We start from the raw sequence: 16,781 nt of genomic DNA, 5'->3' as shown, positions 1-16,781 counted from the left end.
CCCCTTTTACATTTTCCCAATGGTATTGACTGCAGCAGCGCTACTACCTCGCGCAGCGTGCAGTAATTCGTCGATTTGCGAATAATTATCTTGTAGAAATTTGGTCATAACTGCATCCGAATCGACTCCTGGTTCACGTATAACGTGAAGTACAACAACAGCAGCGTCGTCTCCATACCCAAGAAGTTTCGAAAGGCCCATATAAATTTTTGCGATGTAATCGTTATCGGTGACATGTCCACCAATCCAATAATACTGCCAGACAGCCATCTGCATCCCACCTCCACCCAAGACACCGTTAACATGCCTGAGCGTTGTGGATTTGATATCAACCGAGCTATTAATAAGTCTCAATTTAGTAGCCCCCTGGTACACGGTATTCCAGTGGGCGTCCTGAGAGCCAACCAAAACGTTGGCGGAACTAATTAATTTACTATCAGAATATTGATTTCTATAGTAGCCAACATATAGTCCAACTTTATCATTCGTCTTCCTATAAATACCGCTTATCTCCGATGCCGGTTTTTGATAAAGAGGTTTCCAAACATCTTCAGCATCAAGAAGCAATGACCAATTGCTTTTACCAAAATCCGGCAAGGCTATTTTTATCTCATTGAAATACTTAGCAGAATTCACTCTCGCCGAATAAAAAACCGGCATCAGTAAAAATACAAATCCGGCAATCAACGCAATAAAAATAAAAGAATTTTTTACCGACTTTTCTTTATCATTCCTCAAAAGATGAGTGGCTCCATGACTCTTAGGAATAACTTCAGCCCAACGAATACCTATTATAAACACTGACATGATCACAATGCCAAAAAACAACCATCCATAGATAATATGATCAACACCCACCGCTATTGTATTTCCAGACAAATGCCCCAATAGCACAATCATATAAGCGCGAAGCCAGTTAGCCACGACGGAAACAACAATAGAAACAAACACGAAAGCCAATCTCTTCCTATTAGAAGAAAAATTTAAATAAGCAAAAAGTGTTCCAACAGTCAGTGATGCGATCAAATAACGAACACCGCTGCATGCCTCGACCACCGACCAATTCCCGGAGGGGATAACAAACTGCAACCCATCTCTATAAACTGGAATTCCGGTCAATCGTAAAGCTAATATAGTAAAACTCGCAGTCCACTCCATCAAAGTTGGCAACAAAAATTCCCCAATGGGAACAGCGAAAAAGAGGAAGCCAAGAGGGAAAACAATAACTCTGGCAACGGAAAAGCCAAGCACTAGAACGACACAACTGACAAGCAATCCAACAAAGGAAAGCTGAGATATCGAATTAGTCGAAGTAATATTACCTAAAAGCCAAATTATGCCAAACAGAAGAATAGGAATAAGCGCCCAGAGACTAGGTTCCGGAAGAAGCTCCAAAACCTCAGATTTTTTTCCCCAAATCAGCCATAAAACGATCGGAAAAATTAAGAAACAATGCGTAAACGTTTCTGATCTTCTCCAGATTTCCACCATGGAAAAAACAGTACCACGATAAAGAAAAAATAAAGCAAACAGCAATATAAAAAGCATTCCAATTGCTTTTATCCACGACTTCTTATCAGAATCAACAATTAACAAAATTTTATTCATTAAGTGTTTTCAATTTCACAGCTAGCAATGTGCTCGTCAAATTTGCCAAGGTGAGCCTTCCAACTAAAATCAGAAATCACCTTATCCCGAGCAGCACGCCCCACAAGCGCGCCTTGATCGGGGTCCTTGGATAAAGCCAATATCTTCTCGACAAAAGCAGTTTCATTTGCAGCGGAGAAAATCTCAAGCCCTTCCTTTGCGCCAATAACTTTGACACAAGCCTCACTGGCGACAACTGGCTTAGCCATAGCCATGGCCTCTAGAATCTTATTTTGGATTCCGCGTGCCAGTCGCAACGGGGCAACAACAATTGCGGCGTGTTGCAGATAAGGACGCACGTCAGAAACGGTACCAGTCACGACGACAGACTTAGACATCAAGCCTAATACTGCGGGGGTTGGATTTCTTCCCACTATATAGAATTTAAAATTCCGATTAATATTCAACAATGCTGGCAAAATGGACCCCACAAACCATTGTGCGGCATCAATGTTTGGCCAATAATCCATCGCCCCAGTAAATACAAGGGGAATCTCTAAATCTTTTTTCTCATCTGAATTCTCATATGGAGAATGCCTACTTTTTAAAGGTGAAAAATAAACGTCATCTACACCATTCATCATCGCACTGACGCGACTGGAGGATGCGGGTGCTAATTTACGATATAAATCAACTTCATCTTGAGTAACGAGAAATGTTTGCTTAGCCTTCTCGGAAACTGACTCCTCAAATTTCAATAAACATTCACTTTCCCGCTGAAAAATCCAAGACATAGGCCAGCGACGACTTTTAGCATACTGAAGCCACTTAGCAGAATCGACATCCACAAAATCGACTAATGCATTCGAATATTTATCTTCAGGCACAAACTGTGCCATTACCGATGAAAAAACAATAGTGCAATCTATTTTCTCCTCAGAATATATTTTATTCACCCACTTTGCCATTGATTTGCTATCGTAATAACTAACCGACAGTGAGTCATTAGAAAGCAAAGCAATAGCTGCCCGCATTTTTGCCCGAGCCTTATTTAATTCAACAACATGAGCCTCAACGCATAAATCTTTTAACGTTTGAACATAGTTCTCATCTTCAGGATCATCAAGAAATGTGCCCAAAAAGACTCGATGCGACAGGAGCAGATGCTTTAGCAAGTTAAACGAACGTACTTTATCCCCTTTATTGGGGGGATAAGGCAAGCGATGCACAAGATATAGGATATTTGCCAAAATTTACCCAAGATTTTTGACAATATGGGGACCAATAAAATTTGCAACCTTGATCGGCAACCTTTTCCAAATTTCAATCATTAATTTATACTTCTTATTATTAGGGTTGTTTTGCGGTATGCTCGAAATATTGTACAAATCGTATTCATAATGCAACTGACTTGGAGAAAAACCCCAGTTTTTCTTAAATGAATATGAACCTGTATCTTTTTTACTCCGCCCATAATCAAATATCTCTATACCACGTTGACACGCTCGCCTCATCAATTCCCAATATTTGAAATCATTAGCAGCCAGATGTCTTGCAGATTCATCATCCCCAGCGTAATAGGGTAAAACTTCATTTTTAAAATAAAAACTCATTACACTGCTTAGCGCAATGTTATTTTTATCTACAACAGTTAGAATTTCACAGTCCGCACCAAACTCCTTTTTTAATGCCTGAAAATATCTTTTCGGCATCGCAGGAGTACCGTGCCGTAAAACATTATTTGCATATAAAGAAAAGAAACGCTCCACGCCGGAATCGATCTCTCCGGACAATTCATTTTTAATGCCTTTTCGAACCATTGCTCTCTGTTTTCTAGGAATGGCAAGCATATTTTGCTCTTCGTCCGGGAGAAGCGTCTTTCGAAAAGTCACGTACAAATCCTGAGTCGGCCAATCTTTATTACGAGGCTGTATATTGCGGAACTCCAAATAATCGACTTTTAACATCTGCGCCCAAGATTTCGCCGATTTTTCAAGTAACGAACTTGCATCTGGAACACTAGAGGCAATTCCACCATATACGCCAAAAGGTAGGCTAGCAAGCGATTTACCAAATAATCGACTGCTCACACAGACAAGCGGCAGCACTCCGACGATTTCGTCATCCCGCTCAGCATATAAATAAACTGTTTTATGCCCGAATACGCCAGAGATAACATCTTGCCATCCGGCTCTATGGAAAAAAGTACTATCGGAAAATGCAAAAACGAATTGATCCCATTTATTTTTTTTGCTTAAATCGCCAATAGCCAGTTGCTTTATCTCTATTTTTTCGTGCATATTCGACACGCCTTACGTCACTTTGTGGAGGAAAATTTCATCCATTCTCCCCCATTTGAAATCCGTTAAAAGCAGACGTAGTTTCTTTTCCATTTTCTCTATATTCACATAATGGCGAAATTGAGATTTAGCATCAACACCAGCTATACGAGGTTGATGAATATCAATTTCCCAAGGGTGAAAATAGAAAATTGCAGGCTGTGTATCAGCATTATTAACCTTATGCAACATCCATTTGGACAGTTGATAGGGAAGCAACCTAAAATAACCGCCACCTGCAGACGGGAAATTTCGATTAAAAAGGCGAAAAGTAGTTACTGGAATCTCCAGTAACTTTTCTTTAACGGGATAACAAAATCGAGGGCTATTCGGCATACCATAGTGATCGTGCTTTATTGGATAAACACTCGAACTATAACGATATCCTACGTCCTCCAAAACATCAAACGCCCACGCATTATTTTCATTGATAGAAAAACTTGGCGCGCGATATCCAATCACGCTTGTGCCCGATAAGTCCTCCAGGATTTTTTTTGCCAAACTGACATCTGTGCGAAACTCTTTTTCAGTCTGACTGCTGGCCCGCTCATGAGCATATCCGTGGCTAGCTAATTCATGACCATTTCTTACGATGTTATTGATTAGATTTGGGTAACGTTCAGCAATCCATCCAAGCGTAAAAAATGTAGCCTTGACACCATGGTCGGACAACATTTTTAAAATCAAATCAATATTTTCTTCAACTCGGCATTCCATGTGCTCCCAATTTTTCCTATCTATATAGGGAGAAAATGCGGACACTTGGAAATAATCCTCAACGTCTACAGTGAAGGCATTTTTCATCACTGATAAATCTCTTAACTAAAAAGTTGCACTTTTATTGAAAAAATGAGAGCGTAAATCTTCAACAATTCTAATGGCAGCGTTTCCATCCCATAACTCAGGAACTCTACCCTTCTTGCCACTTCCGTTCAAAATATTATTGATTTCATAAAGAAGAAGATCGGAGTCACTGCCGACCAAGATATTAGTACCTTCATCGATGGTAATAGGGCGCTCGGTATTCTCTCTCAAGGTAAGACATGGTACGCCTAATGCAGTAGTTTCCTCTTGGATCCCACCCGAGTCAGTTAGCACAACAGCGGCATCTTTCATTAGGCCCAACATCTCGACGTAGCCTTGTGGCGGTAGCAAGACGGTATTGCCAGGATCAATGAGTGATAACAATTTAAATTTCTCAATATTGTTTTTTGTTCTTGGATGCAAAGCAAAAATCAATGGTATCTGAGATGCGACTTTCCCCAAAGTTGTCAATAGAGTTTTTAATATTTCGGGATCGTCGACATTGGAGGGACGGTGCAACGTAACCAATCCATATTCCTTTCCCTCCCGGAATATTTTGACGGCAGCGGGCTCATGAGCCTGAACTGTGCTGAGATAAGGCTTCGCATATTTAATATTTTCACGAAGCGAGTCAATCATCACATTGCCGACGAATTTGATATTCTGATCTGAAACACCCTCACGATTCAGATTTGCAGCTGCACTACGCTCCGTGGTATACAACCGCATCGACAATTGATCGGTCAAAATTCGATTAATTTCCTCTGGCATAGCCCTGTCATTGCTTCTTAATCCCGCCTCCACGTGCGCGACGGGTATACCTTTTTTATTTGCAACCAAGGCGCAGGCCAAAGTGGAGTTAACGTCACCAACAACAACGACACACGAGGGATGATGTTGATCTAACACCGGCTCGAATCGTTTCATAACTTCTGCAGTTTGAACTGCATGAGAGGCACTACCCACCTCCAAGTTAATATCTGGTACAGGTAGATGCAGATCCTCAAATAGTTGGTCACTCATTGCGGAATCGTAATGTTGACCCGTATGAACAAGTAAAACAGGCCATTCGGTAGCAATATTAGAAAATGCCCTCAAAATTGGCGCCATTTTCATAAAATTTGGCCTTGCACCGACCACGCAAATAATTGGCTTGATTTCTTGATTCAAATAGCTATCAGAATTATTCACTGATTTTCCCTGAGTTTCTATTTACTGCAGCGGTGAATTCACGAAGTGCCATAAGTACTTCATGGGTACGAAGCTCCAAATTTTGAAGTCTTAATTCAAGAGCATGCAATCCAGTTGCAATCCCGGTCGCGCTACCATCGATCATTTGATTTTGAATTGTCTTCAATAGCGCCTGCGAAATATTCAAATCAGCGGAGCTTAAACCCGTCAAATTAACGCTTTGAGCATAATGCGTATTACTCGGATCAGATACCGACTCGTCTATCGAAGACACCGCCCGTCCAGCCTCATGCTGAATTTCAAGTGAAACCTCTTTAACATCTTCTGAATTTAACGTTATTTTGTTTTCCAAAAAACCAAGCAAGAGCAATCGATCACATAGCGCATTGATTCTGCGCGGAATACCGCCACTCGCATCATAGACAGCCTCGAAGGTTCCTGTATTAAATATTGGTTTATCAACACTCCCTGCGCACTTTAACCGATGCTCTATATATCCTTGAGTTTCATCCCCATCCATCGGACCAATATGGCATGCGGCAATAACGCGTTGACGTAACTGCTGCATTTGTGGATTTTGCAATATTTCTCGGAATTCTGGTTGTCCTACTAAAAAACTTTGTAGAAGAGCTTGATTCCCGTATTGAAAATTAGAGAGCATTCGCAACTCTTCTACGGCTTTCACCGTTAGATTTTGCGCCTCATCTACAATCAGTAGGCATCTTTTTCCTTGACTTGCTTGTGTCACCAGGAAAGCCTCAAGTGCCAGCAATAAATCAGCTTTCGAGATACCTTTAGTGTGCACGCCAAATGCGGCTCCGACCATTCTCAAGGTGTCTTCTGCATCTAAATGGGTACTGACTAAGTTTCCCGCCACTACCTTATCTGCATCTAGACTTTCCAACAGCCCCCTGACTATTGTTGTTTTTCCGGCACCAATTTCTCCGGTGATAACAATAAAACCCTCATTTCTAAGAAGTCCATATTCAAGATATGCCTTAGCGCGTCGATGCTGTTTGCTCGCAAAATAATAAGTTGGATCAGGATTAAGCTGAAATGGCTTTGCCTTTAATCCATAAAATTCTTCGTACATTTATTAGAATCTAATGTTAAGACCGCCAGTAATAGCAGATTCTTCATATGAGGTTGCATCTCCGGAAGAAACTGTTCTCCGGATTCCCAAGTTCGAAGTGACGTTATTACTGAGGCGAGTTGAATAATTCAAACCAAAAGATCGCAGTTTTGTTGATAAAAAACTGTTGTCACCAGAAGACGTTTGCTGGCTTAACGACGCATTTAGGACTGAAACAGGACTGAGTTTGTGCGCGTACCCCAAGGTAATACCACTTTGATTTGTACGCTGTGAATTCGAAAATTCCCCAAAAATATCTGAGCCTTCACTCAATCTTTGGCTTTCTGTTCGAACAGCTGAAAATGTAATTGTGTCGCGCACCCCTAGCAGGGCAAAGGTTAAAGACTGACTCCTCAACATATTCAATCCTGAGGTCGAATAACCACCGAGAATTTGAGTAGTGGGATCAATCCCATTATTTGACAAAAATGAGTTAACTAACCTTGATCTTCTGACTGGGTCAGGCTCAATAGATGAAAATTGTGAGAAAAATAAATCATAGATTGAACCCAAACTTGTGTTGCCTTGATTAACAGGTGTTTTTGATATATTCTTATTATCTGAAAAATACCATCCTGTTCTAGGTGTACGATGCTCGAAAGTTAGGTTGTGAGTTCTACCATACGAGTGATTTTCAGTACTCGCAGATAATTTCGTCGTTATGGAGGGAGTCCAAGTCACACCACCACCTGAGAAATTTCGCGAGTCTTGTTCAATAGTGATGTAATTATCAGATTCTCTTCCCGCAATAGCAGTGAGGATAATTTGACTACCTAATGGATACTGCAAGTTACCGCGAAATACGTCTGCCGTAGTTTTTCTACCTGGATCGTAGTCAACAACACTCCTAGTGACGTCAATGCCCCATCTCAGTCTATTAAATAATTCTCTACTTGCCAATCTAAAAAGGCCTTCACTCGAAGATATATCTGATGCAAGTGAAGATTTATTTTTAATCAATGACTCCGTATATCGCCCCTCATAAGAGGCGAAGCTAGAAAACTCACCTCTTACATAAGGTGAAAATTCAAATGATGAAACTTCAGTCTTATTATTATTAATATTAGAATTTCCGAGAGAGGGCGTACCAAAAGCAGAAATATATTGTTGCGATATCGAACCATTTACATCAATGAACGCCCAATTGTCGATTAATTCAGCGACTCCTTTGGCATTTAATGCATTTTGTAGTTCATTTTTCCCGGAATTCTTTGCGTAAAGCAGCTGATGAAGAGAGTAATCAACATCCCCTTTAACTCGCCCATGGTTGCTTGACCAACGAAAGCCAGGAGAAATATCTGTCACCAAGTCTGATTTAGGATCCCTTTGACTTAAATCAATATTATTTGAATATGTCCCATTAATCGAGACACTTGGCTCAAAAATATACGAAGCACCACCACTAGAGGCATTATTTTGTGCAAAAACCAATTGACTTGTAGAACCCGCACCGATTAATGTGACGGCAGTAATAATTTTACGTAGCATTTTTCAGAAATCGATACAGGTTGCATACAATATGTCAATTTTTACTTATATTTAAAGTAGCTAACTACGCGGCTTGTGGTTGCTCATAACCGTAACCATAACCATAACCATAACCTCCTTGCGACGAGCTACGAACTTGATTAAGAACCATCATTTTCACAGGACAGTTTTCGATTGATGCGAGCGCATGCTGAACATCCGCCTGCAGAGTCTTTTGGGCATGAACGACCATGACAATCTGCCCCATATGTGAGGCAAGTACTCTTGATTCGGTAGTTAGTAGCAGGGGTGGTGAGTCAAAAATAATAATTCGATCCGAATAGCGGTTCGCTATATTACGAATTAACTGTGACATTGCATCACTTGCAAGCAATTCGGTGGCTCTCAAGTGAGGTGTTCCACTCGGCAATAAAGTTAATTTGTCAATATTAGTACGGAGAAGTACCTCAGACATGTCGGAAACATCTCCAACCAACAAATCCAATAATCCTGGACTTGCGGGAAGCCCCAACATTCGAAGGACAGATGGTCTAGCAACATCTGCATCGACCAACATGACGGTGTTATCCAATTCAGTTGCGATGCTCATGGCAAGATTTAGCGCGGTGAAACTCTTGCCTTCACCAGCCAGCGCGCTTGTTACCATGATCAAATTACCATTTTCAATGGTAGAGGGTCCTTTCCCCATCGCGTTGGTAATCAACGGACGCTTGATCACTCGATATTGATCAGATATCTGAGATCGTGGCGAGTTAGGGCTAACAAAACCAGCAGAAACAAGCATATCTAAATTCAATTCGACACGCTTAGATACAGTTTTTGATGCCGATTTTTCCTCTGTTTCCTCAATTTTTCTTAGAGAACTTTCAGCGGCTTGCCTTGTCTCGTTTAACTCACGTTGTGAGTCTAATAAATCATTCGCTTCGTTCGATATGGTGACCCCCGCTCGCTTCAGTTGCTCCAACCGTCGCGCTGCCTGCTCAATCAAGCTACTCATATCAAACTACCTCCGACACGTCCCGAGAAAAATGCCAAAGCCATGATGCCAAGGACAAAACAGATAATTAATCCACCTAGTGCAACAAAAAAACGTCTCAAATCAGAGCGTTCTTTTTGACGGACCGCATCACTGACGACCAAAGTCACAATTCCTAATAAAGGAAGATCAACCACGTTTTGCAATGATCGCGCATCGTGGAACACAGGCCGTAACTGGCTTGCAGCAAATGCCGTAAAGCCGCCAGCGCCAATCGCGATAGCAAGTACCAGAAGCAATAACAGCATCCGATTCGGAGCAACTGGTTTGGGTGAAACTCTTGGTGGATCAATCAAGCGAAAATCTGCAACACCGGCCGCTGATTCCAGATCACCAGACAACGTAGCCGACTCACGTCGAGAGACCAGATCTTCATAGTTCTTCTTATTGATTGCGTAATCTCTATTTAGTTGAGCATACTCAGCTTCAATTTGAGGCGCATTCTTCATTGATGCCAATGCTTTTTGGTACCGGGAACCGTATTCCGCGACTCTCGCACGCAAAGCTGCGACTTGTACTTCGGATGAAGCCATCACCCGACTCAGCTCTTGGGCCGCAAGGCTGCTGGTACCCGTTACTGTTCCCGAGTTGCTTACAGCAATTTTTCGAAGTTCTTGCAGTTCCTTTTTCTTTTGGTCTTCTAGATCCTTAATTAGTCTGCGCGCGCCGACGACATCAGGGTGTTGATCGGTATACCTTTGAAGTAAAGCATCTAGATTTCTCTTTTGTGCATCAATACGACTATCAATCTCGGGTGTCGCATTATTTTGAGCGGACTCTTGCATCAAGCTTCTTGAAGCCAGATTTGCAGACTGAGATTTTTCAATATCCAACTGTTGTCGCGCGGCATCTCTAGCGTTTTCAGCTTCACGAAGTTCAAGCTTTGCCCGCTCATACTGTGCGTTTATTTCGCCTAGCCGACCAGCCATGTCTGGGCCATTTTCAGTTTGAGAATCAATATTTTTTAACTTGAACTCTTTCAATCTTGATTCAGCGGCTTCAAGTTTTGCTTCGTAAATCTTAATTTGTTCACCGATAAACTTCTTCGCTGCATCCGTATCTTTTCGGCTATCGCCTAAACTTGACTCAACAAATATGGAGACCAAAGATTGAACTACTTTTTTTGCCTTTTCGGGACTGGGGTCCTGAAAAGACAAAACATATAAATTATCTCGCCCAGTGGTTCCAATTTTCAGTGTCCCCATTAGGCTATCAATCAAGCCTTCTTGGGTTGACTTACTTTGGCTCCCACTTAAATCAAGATCAGCCATTCGAATTAATTTCTCGACATTAGGACGAGTAATCAAGGTTCGACTCAGCATACCAATTTGTTGATCAACATTTGGCTGTACCGCCAAGCCCGACATCAAAGGCTTCAAAATTGATTGTGTATCAACATAGATACGCGCTGAAGCTTCATATTTATCAGGAACACGAACGACTACAGCGGCACCTATTACCCCAACAACCCAAGCTACCAGAAGCCCTAGCCAACGATGCTTCCACGCACCTTTAGCAAAGGTTAATATTTGGTTAATTAACTCATCCATGGATTATTGCAGTAATATTTTTGAAAATCTTTTTCATATTTAGTAGCTTTACCTTGGATATTTAGATCACTCAAAACCAACCTTGTGGAATTATCAATATATCCCCAGGTTTCATTTCAGCATTTCCAGAAACATCGCCACGCTTGACTAGATCTTTTAATCGTACAGAGTAACGCTTACCCCCCTCTGAAGTCCGCAAGATAGATGCTGCATTGCCATCTGCAAAATCGGTCAACCCTCCGACAGCAATCATGACATCCAAGACTGTCATTTTTTGTTTATATGGAAGAATCTGTGGTTTCGCGGCCTCTCCCACGACTCGAATTTGCTCGCTGTATGGCCCAACGAAACTGGTCACGATGACCGTAACAACAGGATCGCGAACATATTTGGCCAATATATTTTCGACTTCGCGAGCCACTTCAACCGACGTTTTTCCTTGCACATTTAATTCATCGACTAGGGGCGTCGATAATTTTCCATCCGGTCTTACCGGGACAGACATGGATAGCTCAGGGTTGCGCCAAACAATGATATTCAGAGAATCACCCGGACCGATTATATAATTATAATCAGGGCTAGCAGCCAGCGCTGGCGCTTCAGGATATTTATCCGAGAAGGTCGAGCAACCTGTAAATACTAAAGAGGATACCAGCAAGCAAAATAATTTAGCTTTATTAGAAAAGCCACCAATGTTCTTCCTCAAGATAATTCCTCTCTTTAAATCAAAATACCAAGGTCTTCAAGTCGGTGGCAAATATAGCCGACATTACTTGACCAACTTGCAAAAAAAGTCACACATCGCTTCGCCATCACGTCGACGCGCCACTTCCACCAGGCAGGCGGTCGAACAGAACCGTCATCAACCAGCTCAGCGCCCCCCTTGCAGTACGGGTCGGATAAATTTGAGCAGGAGCTGCTGAAGAGGATTGGCGTTACCGAACGGTCGCCAGGTGAACTTCAGTTTTTGATGGTAGGCATCAAAGTGCATCCCCCAAGGGGCCGCTTTGATGTTGCCTCGGCCCAGCAGAACCTTCAGTACCGAGGTGCCCATCACGCCCGCGCACATGTCGCAAGCCATGACGGTTGACGGGCCGCGCCGTTCCGCAAAATTGACGGCTTCTGGCGCCACGAGATAGTCTCGATTGAGCATGGCAGGAGAAAGGCCCGCAATGAACCGCGCGTACTGCTCGTTCTGCTCATACCCCTCCACCTTAAAGTACTCTTCAAAACTCATGCCATCGGGTTTGAAATACAGGAAGGCGGTTCCCATGCCAAGCGGGGCTGCCGTCAATGCAGGGATGCCCTTGTCGCGACACTTGGCAAAAACCATGCGCCTGGCTGGGAGCGCAAAGAAGTCTAGCCCGTCGACGTAAACGTCGATATCTTTGAGGAATTCGTCAACGTTATCGGGCTGCACGCCCTTTGGAAAAGCCTGAATCTGCAGTTCGGGGTTGATGTCTCGCGCCAGCTTGGCCACCGTATCCAGCTTTGGCTGCCCCATGAAGGGCATGAACGCACCTGCCTGCCGATTTAGGTTATGCACGTCGAAATCGTCGAAATCGGAGATATGGAAATTGCCGATGCCTAGGCGAGCTAAGGTCAACAAATGCGCACCACCAACACCTCCCAGTCCAGCAATGGCAACGCGTGCGCCGCGCAATTTTTCTTGCTCCGCCACGGTCAACCAGCCGATATTTCGAGAGAAGGCACGACCATAATCAAAAGCGAAAGACGCTGGCATTTACGGCTCCATCATTGTTAGTTCCAACAGCCAGCCATTTTGCACATTAACCACGGTAAATCCACCTCCGGATTCGTGTGCTCCTGGAAATTCTTCTTTGAAAGCACGCTTGCTGCATATTGTTCATAGACAAAGTCAGAGATGCCTGCTTAAAGCTTCTTCAGACGCGAGAGCCATTGCACAGTGAAACCACTGAAGCAGTGATGCAGACACTTGGTTGAGGGCAGCATCCCGAGCGAAAACCGCATACAAAGAAAAAACCATCTCACAATGAATTCAAAACTCAACGCAGCAAGATCGAAGAAGCATCAAGAGATGTCGGGAATTTTTACAAAAGGCATCTTCTCTCCGTTAAAAAAAAAACTAAGTGCATGAATTTATGTGACTTTTTTGGATTGGCACACTACATGCTTCTGCTCTAACGGAAGCGATATCTTTCGCCCCCGACAACTCTCTTCTTTTACCAAGGAGTCTCACCATGAATTTCAAGTCTTTTGCGATAGCGTCAGCTCTGGCGCTCGCGAGCACGGTCTCTTCCGCCGCTCTTGTTACTGTTAACGAAGCAAGTTTGGGCGTCTTCGGCTATACGGTCCAAGACGTCAAGCAAATGACCGGTACGTATCAAGAAAATGTGACCGTGACCAACACCGGCACTTTCACCGCTGCGGCAATTGCAAACTTCACGGCCTTTACCAATGCCAGCGGTACGGCGTATAGCTTTGTTGCAGGTGAAGCTGCAGTGAATGCTACCTATCAACTGTACGCAGTATTCACTGGTGCCGGCACTGTCGGCGCAGGCGGTGTCTTTACTGGCACATCCGGCACGTTCACGCTTTATGCGTTGACGGGCGGCGTACTCGGATCCCCCAATCTTGGCTTCGACATTTCTGGCAATCCCACGGCCTCTGCCAACATCGTCAATGTCGGTGCACCTGGCTGGACCGTGACGGAATTGGCCAGCAGCAATGTCATGTCATACGGCCTTGCCACCGGTGTTGGTTCGGAAAGCTCTTCGTTCAAGTTCTTGTTCGATGAAACGACGCTGACCGCCGCAGGCAAATTGTTCTTCATTGATCCTGATCCGTTCTATGCAACGGTGAATGTCAACGGCGACGTGGACGATGGACTGAAGGCTCTTCCCGGCCAATACTCCAACGTGACAGGCCAGTTGAGCGCTGAGTTCACCAACACTGTTCCAGAACCAGGTTCGTTGGCTCTGGTCGGCTTGGCACTGGCCGGTATCGGCATCAGCCGCCGCCGCAAGAATACTGCCAAGTAATTTGGCGGTATCTCAAAAGTCTTTAAGCTAAAAACTTTAAAGACTCCTTGGTAAAGAAACGGAATGCTTAAGAGCATTCCGTTTTTTTATTTCTGCCCTTGGAAAAAACTCTTCCCCATCCATATCGGGCAACACAGCCAGTGCGGTACTGAGCTCGTAGCCCTGATCTCACCACGCGCTATACCCCTCGCACCGGCCTCATGGCCACACGCGCTTATCTAAAATGCAGGGGATTGATCGGCGATCCGTCCCCCTTGCCCGATCTATCGCGGTTTGGAGTGTCCCGTAGCGCATGAGAAACATCTTGATTGTCTGTACGGCCAATATTTGCCGATCACCCATGGCAGAGATCGTGGCAAATCACAAAGCGCAACAAAGAGGGCTGCGTCTTCACTTTGATTCCGCCGGCACCCATGCCGCCAAGGGCTTGGCTCAGCCCGACAGCCGCGCCAAAACCGTGTTGGAAAAGCGTGGCTACAAGATCAAGAAAGGCCGCTCGCGCAAGATCGACCCGAAAGACTTCGAGCGATTTGACCTGATCCTGGCCATGGATAGGACGCACCTCGACACACTGCAAAAGCTTTGTCCCAGCCAACACCAGCACAAACTCAAATTGTTTCTGGCGTCAGCCAAAAGCCTTGGTACGGACGAAGTTGCAGATCCGTACTATGGCAACCTAGCAGGGTTCGAACGCGTTCTGGACCTATGCGAGGCAGGAGCCGATCACTGGCTCTTACAGTTGGCCTGAACGAGTTGGCCTGAACGAGTTGGCCTGAACGAGTTGGCCTGAACGCTAACGAGTGTCACATACTGCGTCGCTCATCGCGAACGCAGAAGGCCTGAGGCACTGACCTCGTCAAACCTTGTAGTAATCCCGGTACCAGGCCACGAAGTTTGCAATGCCCGTCTGCACAGGGGTTGCAGGCACAAAGCCGACCCATTCCTGCAGCGCATCCGTGTTGGCATAGGTTTCCGGCACGTCGCCATCCTGCAGCGGCAGCAGGTTTTTCTCTGCCTTCTTGTCCAATGCATCTTCGATGCAGCCGACAAAATCCAGCAGAGGCACGGGATTGTTGTTGCCGATGTTGAAAACACGATACGGCGCATTGCTGGTGGCGGGATCGGCTGACCTGGCGTCATAAGCCGGATTGATTTCTGCCGTGCGGTCTAGCACACGGATCACACCTTCCACGATGTCATCGACATACGTGAAATCGCGCTGCATCTTGCCGTAGTTGAAAACGTCGATGGCGCGCCCTTCGAGAATGGCCTTGGTGAACAGGAACAAGGCCATGTCTGGGCGCCCCCACGGACCATAGACCGTGAAGAAGCGCAGACCCGTGGTGGGCAGGCCATACAAATGGCTGTATGTGTGCGCCATGAGTTCATTGGCCTTTTTGGTCGCCGCGTACAAGCTGACGGGATGGTCCACGCTGTCATGCTCTGAAAACGGCATTTTGGTGTTGCCCCCATAAACGCTGGAGCTGGAGGCGTAGACCAGGTGCTGGACCTGGGAGTGACGGCAACCTTCAAGAATATTGGTGAAGCCCACAATATTGCTGTCGATATAAGCATGTGGATTCTTCAGCGAATACCGCACACCGGCTTGTGCGGCCAGGTGGATGACGCGGTCAAACTTTTCTGCCGCAAACAACGCCTCCATTCCCGGGCGGTCTGCTATGTCCAACTGCACAAAACGAAAATTCTGCTTGTCTTGCAGACGTTTCAACCGATCCTTCTTCAGATTAACGTCGTAGTAGTCGTTCAAATTGTCCAAACCGACAACTTCGTCGCCACGGGCGAGCAACTTCAAACTCGCGGTACTCCCGATAAAACCCGCTGCGCCAGTGACCAGAATCTTCATGAACCAACCTTTTAACTGCAGATGTATGTGAACTGCCTTCGATCTTAGCGTGGGAATCCCAAAACACATGCCCGAAAGTAGCGCGATGCAACTTGCCCGCGGGAAATGTCGAAGCACGACGCGGCATGCAACCCAAAGCTCGTGGGGACAAGGCCCAGTGATCGGAAAGGCTCTCTATAGAATAGGTCAGGCATGCCCCTCATCTCGCTCATCCTTTTGCCATTTCTGGGCAGCCTTATCGCGGCGCTGCTGCCTGCCAACGCCCGCACCGGTGAATCGGCCTTAGCGGGTCTGATCGCGCTAGGTTGCACCATCCAAGCCGCCCTTTATTTTCCGGAAATCGCCAACGGCGGCGTGCTGCAGGAGCAGTACACGTGGCTGCCTTTGCTGGGATTGAATCTCTCCATCCGCATGGACGGTTTTGCCTGGATGTTTTGCATGTTGGTGCTTGGCATCGGCAGTTTGGTGGTGCTGTACGCGCGCTACTACATGTCGGCGGACGATCCGGTGCCGCGCTTCTTTGCGTTCTTTCTGGCGTTCATGGGGGCTATGGCCGGCGTGGTGCTGTCGGGCAACATCATCCAGATGGCGATGTTTTGGGAGCTGACCAGCCTTTTTTCTTTCTTGCTGATCGGCTACTGGCACCACCGCCGTGACGCCCGCCGAGGCGCACGCATGGCGCTCACCGTCACCGGCGCTGGCGGGCTTTGCCTGCTGGCCGGGGTGTTGATCCTTGGGCACATCGTGGGCAGCTATGCATTGGATGA

General features: G+C 45.3%; 15 protein-coding genes. 3 read left to right on the top strand and 12 right to left on the bottom strand.

Annotation, left to right across the window (positions count from 1 at the left end; genetic code table 11):
- Positions 1-6: 6 nt before the first annotated feature.
- The 11 genes from xrtA to ACFQ95_RS24680 all read right to left on the bottom strand — a co-directional run bounded on the left by xrtA (position 7) and on the right by ACFQ95_RS24680 (position 12,871).
- Positions 7-1,608 carry an exosortase A gene (gene xrtA, locus ACFQ95_RS24730; protein ID WP_422835416.1) on the bottom strand — a complete coding sequence of 534 codons (1,602 nt, stop codon included), beginning with the start codon at positions 1,606-1,608 and terminating at the stop codon, positions 7-9.
- Complete coding sequence (locus ACFQ95_RS24725) at positions 1,608-2,837, bottom strand: TIGR03087 family PEP-CTERM/XrtA system glycosyltransferase (RefSeq protein WP_422835415.1); 1,230 nt, start codon at positions 2,835-2,837, stop codon at positions 1,608-1,610. The genes xrtA and ACFQ95_RS24725 overlap by 1 nt, the downstream gene beginning before the upstream one ends.
- 3 nt (positions 2,838-2,840) lie before the next feature.
- The gene (locus ACFQ95_RS24720; RefSeq protein WP_422835413.1) at positions 2,841-3,887 is read right to left on the bottom strand and encodes a FemAB family XrtA/PEP-CTERM system-associated protein; all 1,047 of its coding nucleotides are present in this window, start codon (positions 3,885-3,887) and stop codon (positions 2,841-2,843) included.
- 12 nt (positions 3,888-3,899) lie between these two features.
- On the bottom strand, positions 3,900-4,730 hold the full coding sequence (locus tag ACFQ95_RS24715) for an XrtA system polysaccharide deacetylase (RefSeq protein ID WP_422835412.1): 831 nt from the start codon (positions 4,728-4,730) through the stop codon (positions 3,900-3,902).
- Positions 4,731-4,748: 18 nt separating this feature from the next.
- On the bottom strand, positions 4,749-5,921 hold the full coding sequence (gene wecB, locus ACFQ95_RS24710) for a non-hydrolyzing UDP-N-acetylglucosamine 2-epimerase (RefSeq protein WP_422835410.1): 1,173 nt from the start codon (positions 5,919-5,921) through the stop codon (positions 4,749-4,751).
- Positions 5,914-7,014 (bottom strand): XrtA/PEP-CTERM system-associated ATPase, encoded by a 1,101-nt coding sequence (locus ACFQ95_RS24705; RefSeq protein ID WP_422835408.1) that lies wholly within the window; start codon positions 7,012-7,014, stop codon positions 5,914-5,916. The genes wecB and ACFQ95_RS24705 overlap by 8 nt, the downstream gene beginning before the upstream one ends.
- 3 nt (positions 7,015-7,017) lie before the next feature.
- The gene (locus ACFQ95_RS24700; protein WP_422835406.1) at positions 7,018-8,541 is read right to left on the bottom strand and encodes a TIGR03016 family PEP-CTERM system-associated outer membrane protein; all 1,524 of its coding nucleotides are present in this window, start codon (positions 8,539-8,541) and stop codon (positions 7,018-7,020) included.
- A 64-nt stretch (positions 8,542-8,605) separates the two neighbouring features.
- Positions 8,606-9,538: an XrtA-associated tyrosine autokinase gene (locus tag ACFQ95_RS24695; protein ID WP_422835404.1), complete on the bottom strand. Its 933-nt coding sequence runs from the start codon at positions 9,536-9,538 to the stop codon at positions 8,606-8,608.
- A complete protein-coding gene (locus ACFQ95_RS24690) occupies positions 9,535-11,127 on the bottom strand; it encodes an XrtA system polysaccharide chain length determinant (RefSeq protein WP_422835402.1) in 1,593 nt (530 codons plus the stop codon). Before ACFQ95_RS24690 ends, ACFQ95_RS24695 begins: the two co-directional genes overlap by 4 nt.
- A 70-nt stretch (positions 11,128-11,197) precedes the next feature.
- Positions 11,198-11,782, bottom strand: coding sequence for an XrtA/PEP-CTERM system exopolysaccharide export protein (locus tag ACFQ95_RS24685; RefSeq protein ID WP_422835445.1), 585 nt, complete (start codon positions 11,780-11,782; stop codon positions 11,198-11,200).
- 216 nt (positions 11,783-11,998) lie between these two features.
- Complete coding sequence (locus tag ACFQ95_RS24680; protein ID WP_422835401.1) at positions 11,999-12,871, bottom strand: ThiF family adenylyltransferase; 873 nt, start codon at positions 12,869-12,871, stop codon at positions 11,999-12,001.
- Positions 12,872-13,349: 478 nt separating this feature from the next.
- Between ACFQ95_RS24680 and pepA the strand changes: the two genes are divergently transcribed.
- Together pepA and ACFQ95_RS24670 are read left to right on the top strand one after the other, a co-directional pair.
- Positions 13,350-14,150 carry a flocculation-associated PEP-CTERM protein PepA gene (pepA, locus tag ACFQ95_RS24675; RefSeq protein WP_422835399.1) on the top strand — a complete coding sequence of 267 codons (801 nt, stop codon included), beginning with the start codon at positions 13,350-13,352 and terminating at the stop codon, positions 14,148-14,150.
- A 292-nt stretch (positions 14,151-14,442) separates the two neighbouring features.
- Positions 14,443-14,898 (top strand): low molecular weight protein-tyrosine-phosphatase, encoded by a 456-nt coding sequence (locus ACFQ95_RS24670; protein WP_422835397.1) that lies wholly within the window; start codon positions 14,443-14,445, stop codon positions 14,896-14,898.
- 108 nt (positions 14,899-15,006) lie between these two features.
- On the opposite strand, the gene ACFQ95_RS24665 is transcribed toward ACFQ95_RS24670, so the two are convergent.
- The gene (locus ACFQ95_RS24665; protein WP_422835443.1) at positions 15,007-16,014 is read right to left on the bottom strand and encodes an NAD-dependent epimerase; all 1,008 of its coding nucleotides are present in this window, start codon (positions 16,012-16,014) and stop codon (positions 15,007-15,009) included.
- 192 nt (positions 16,015-16,206) lie between these two features.
- On the opposite strand from ACFQ95_RS24665, the gene ACFQ95_RS24660 reads away from it, so the two are divergent.
- Positions 16,207-16,781 (top strand): proton-conducting transporter membrane subunit (locus ACFQ95_RS24660; RefSeq protein ID WP_422835396.1); only part of this gene is annotated, 575 nt, incomplete at its 3' end.

Origin of the sequence: Variovorax sp. HJSM1_2 (assembly GCF_049316285.1) — a bacterium.
Classification (GTDB): Bacteria; Pseudomonadota; Gammaproteobacteria; order Burkholderiales; family Burkholderiaceae_C; genus Rhodoferax_B.
Note: the sequence above shows the minus strand (reverse complement) of the source record. Positions and strands in the feature narration are given on the sequence as shown.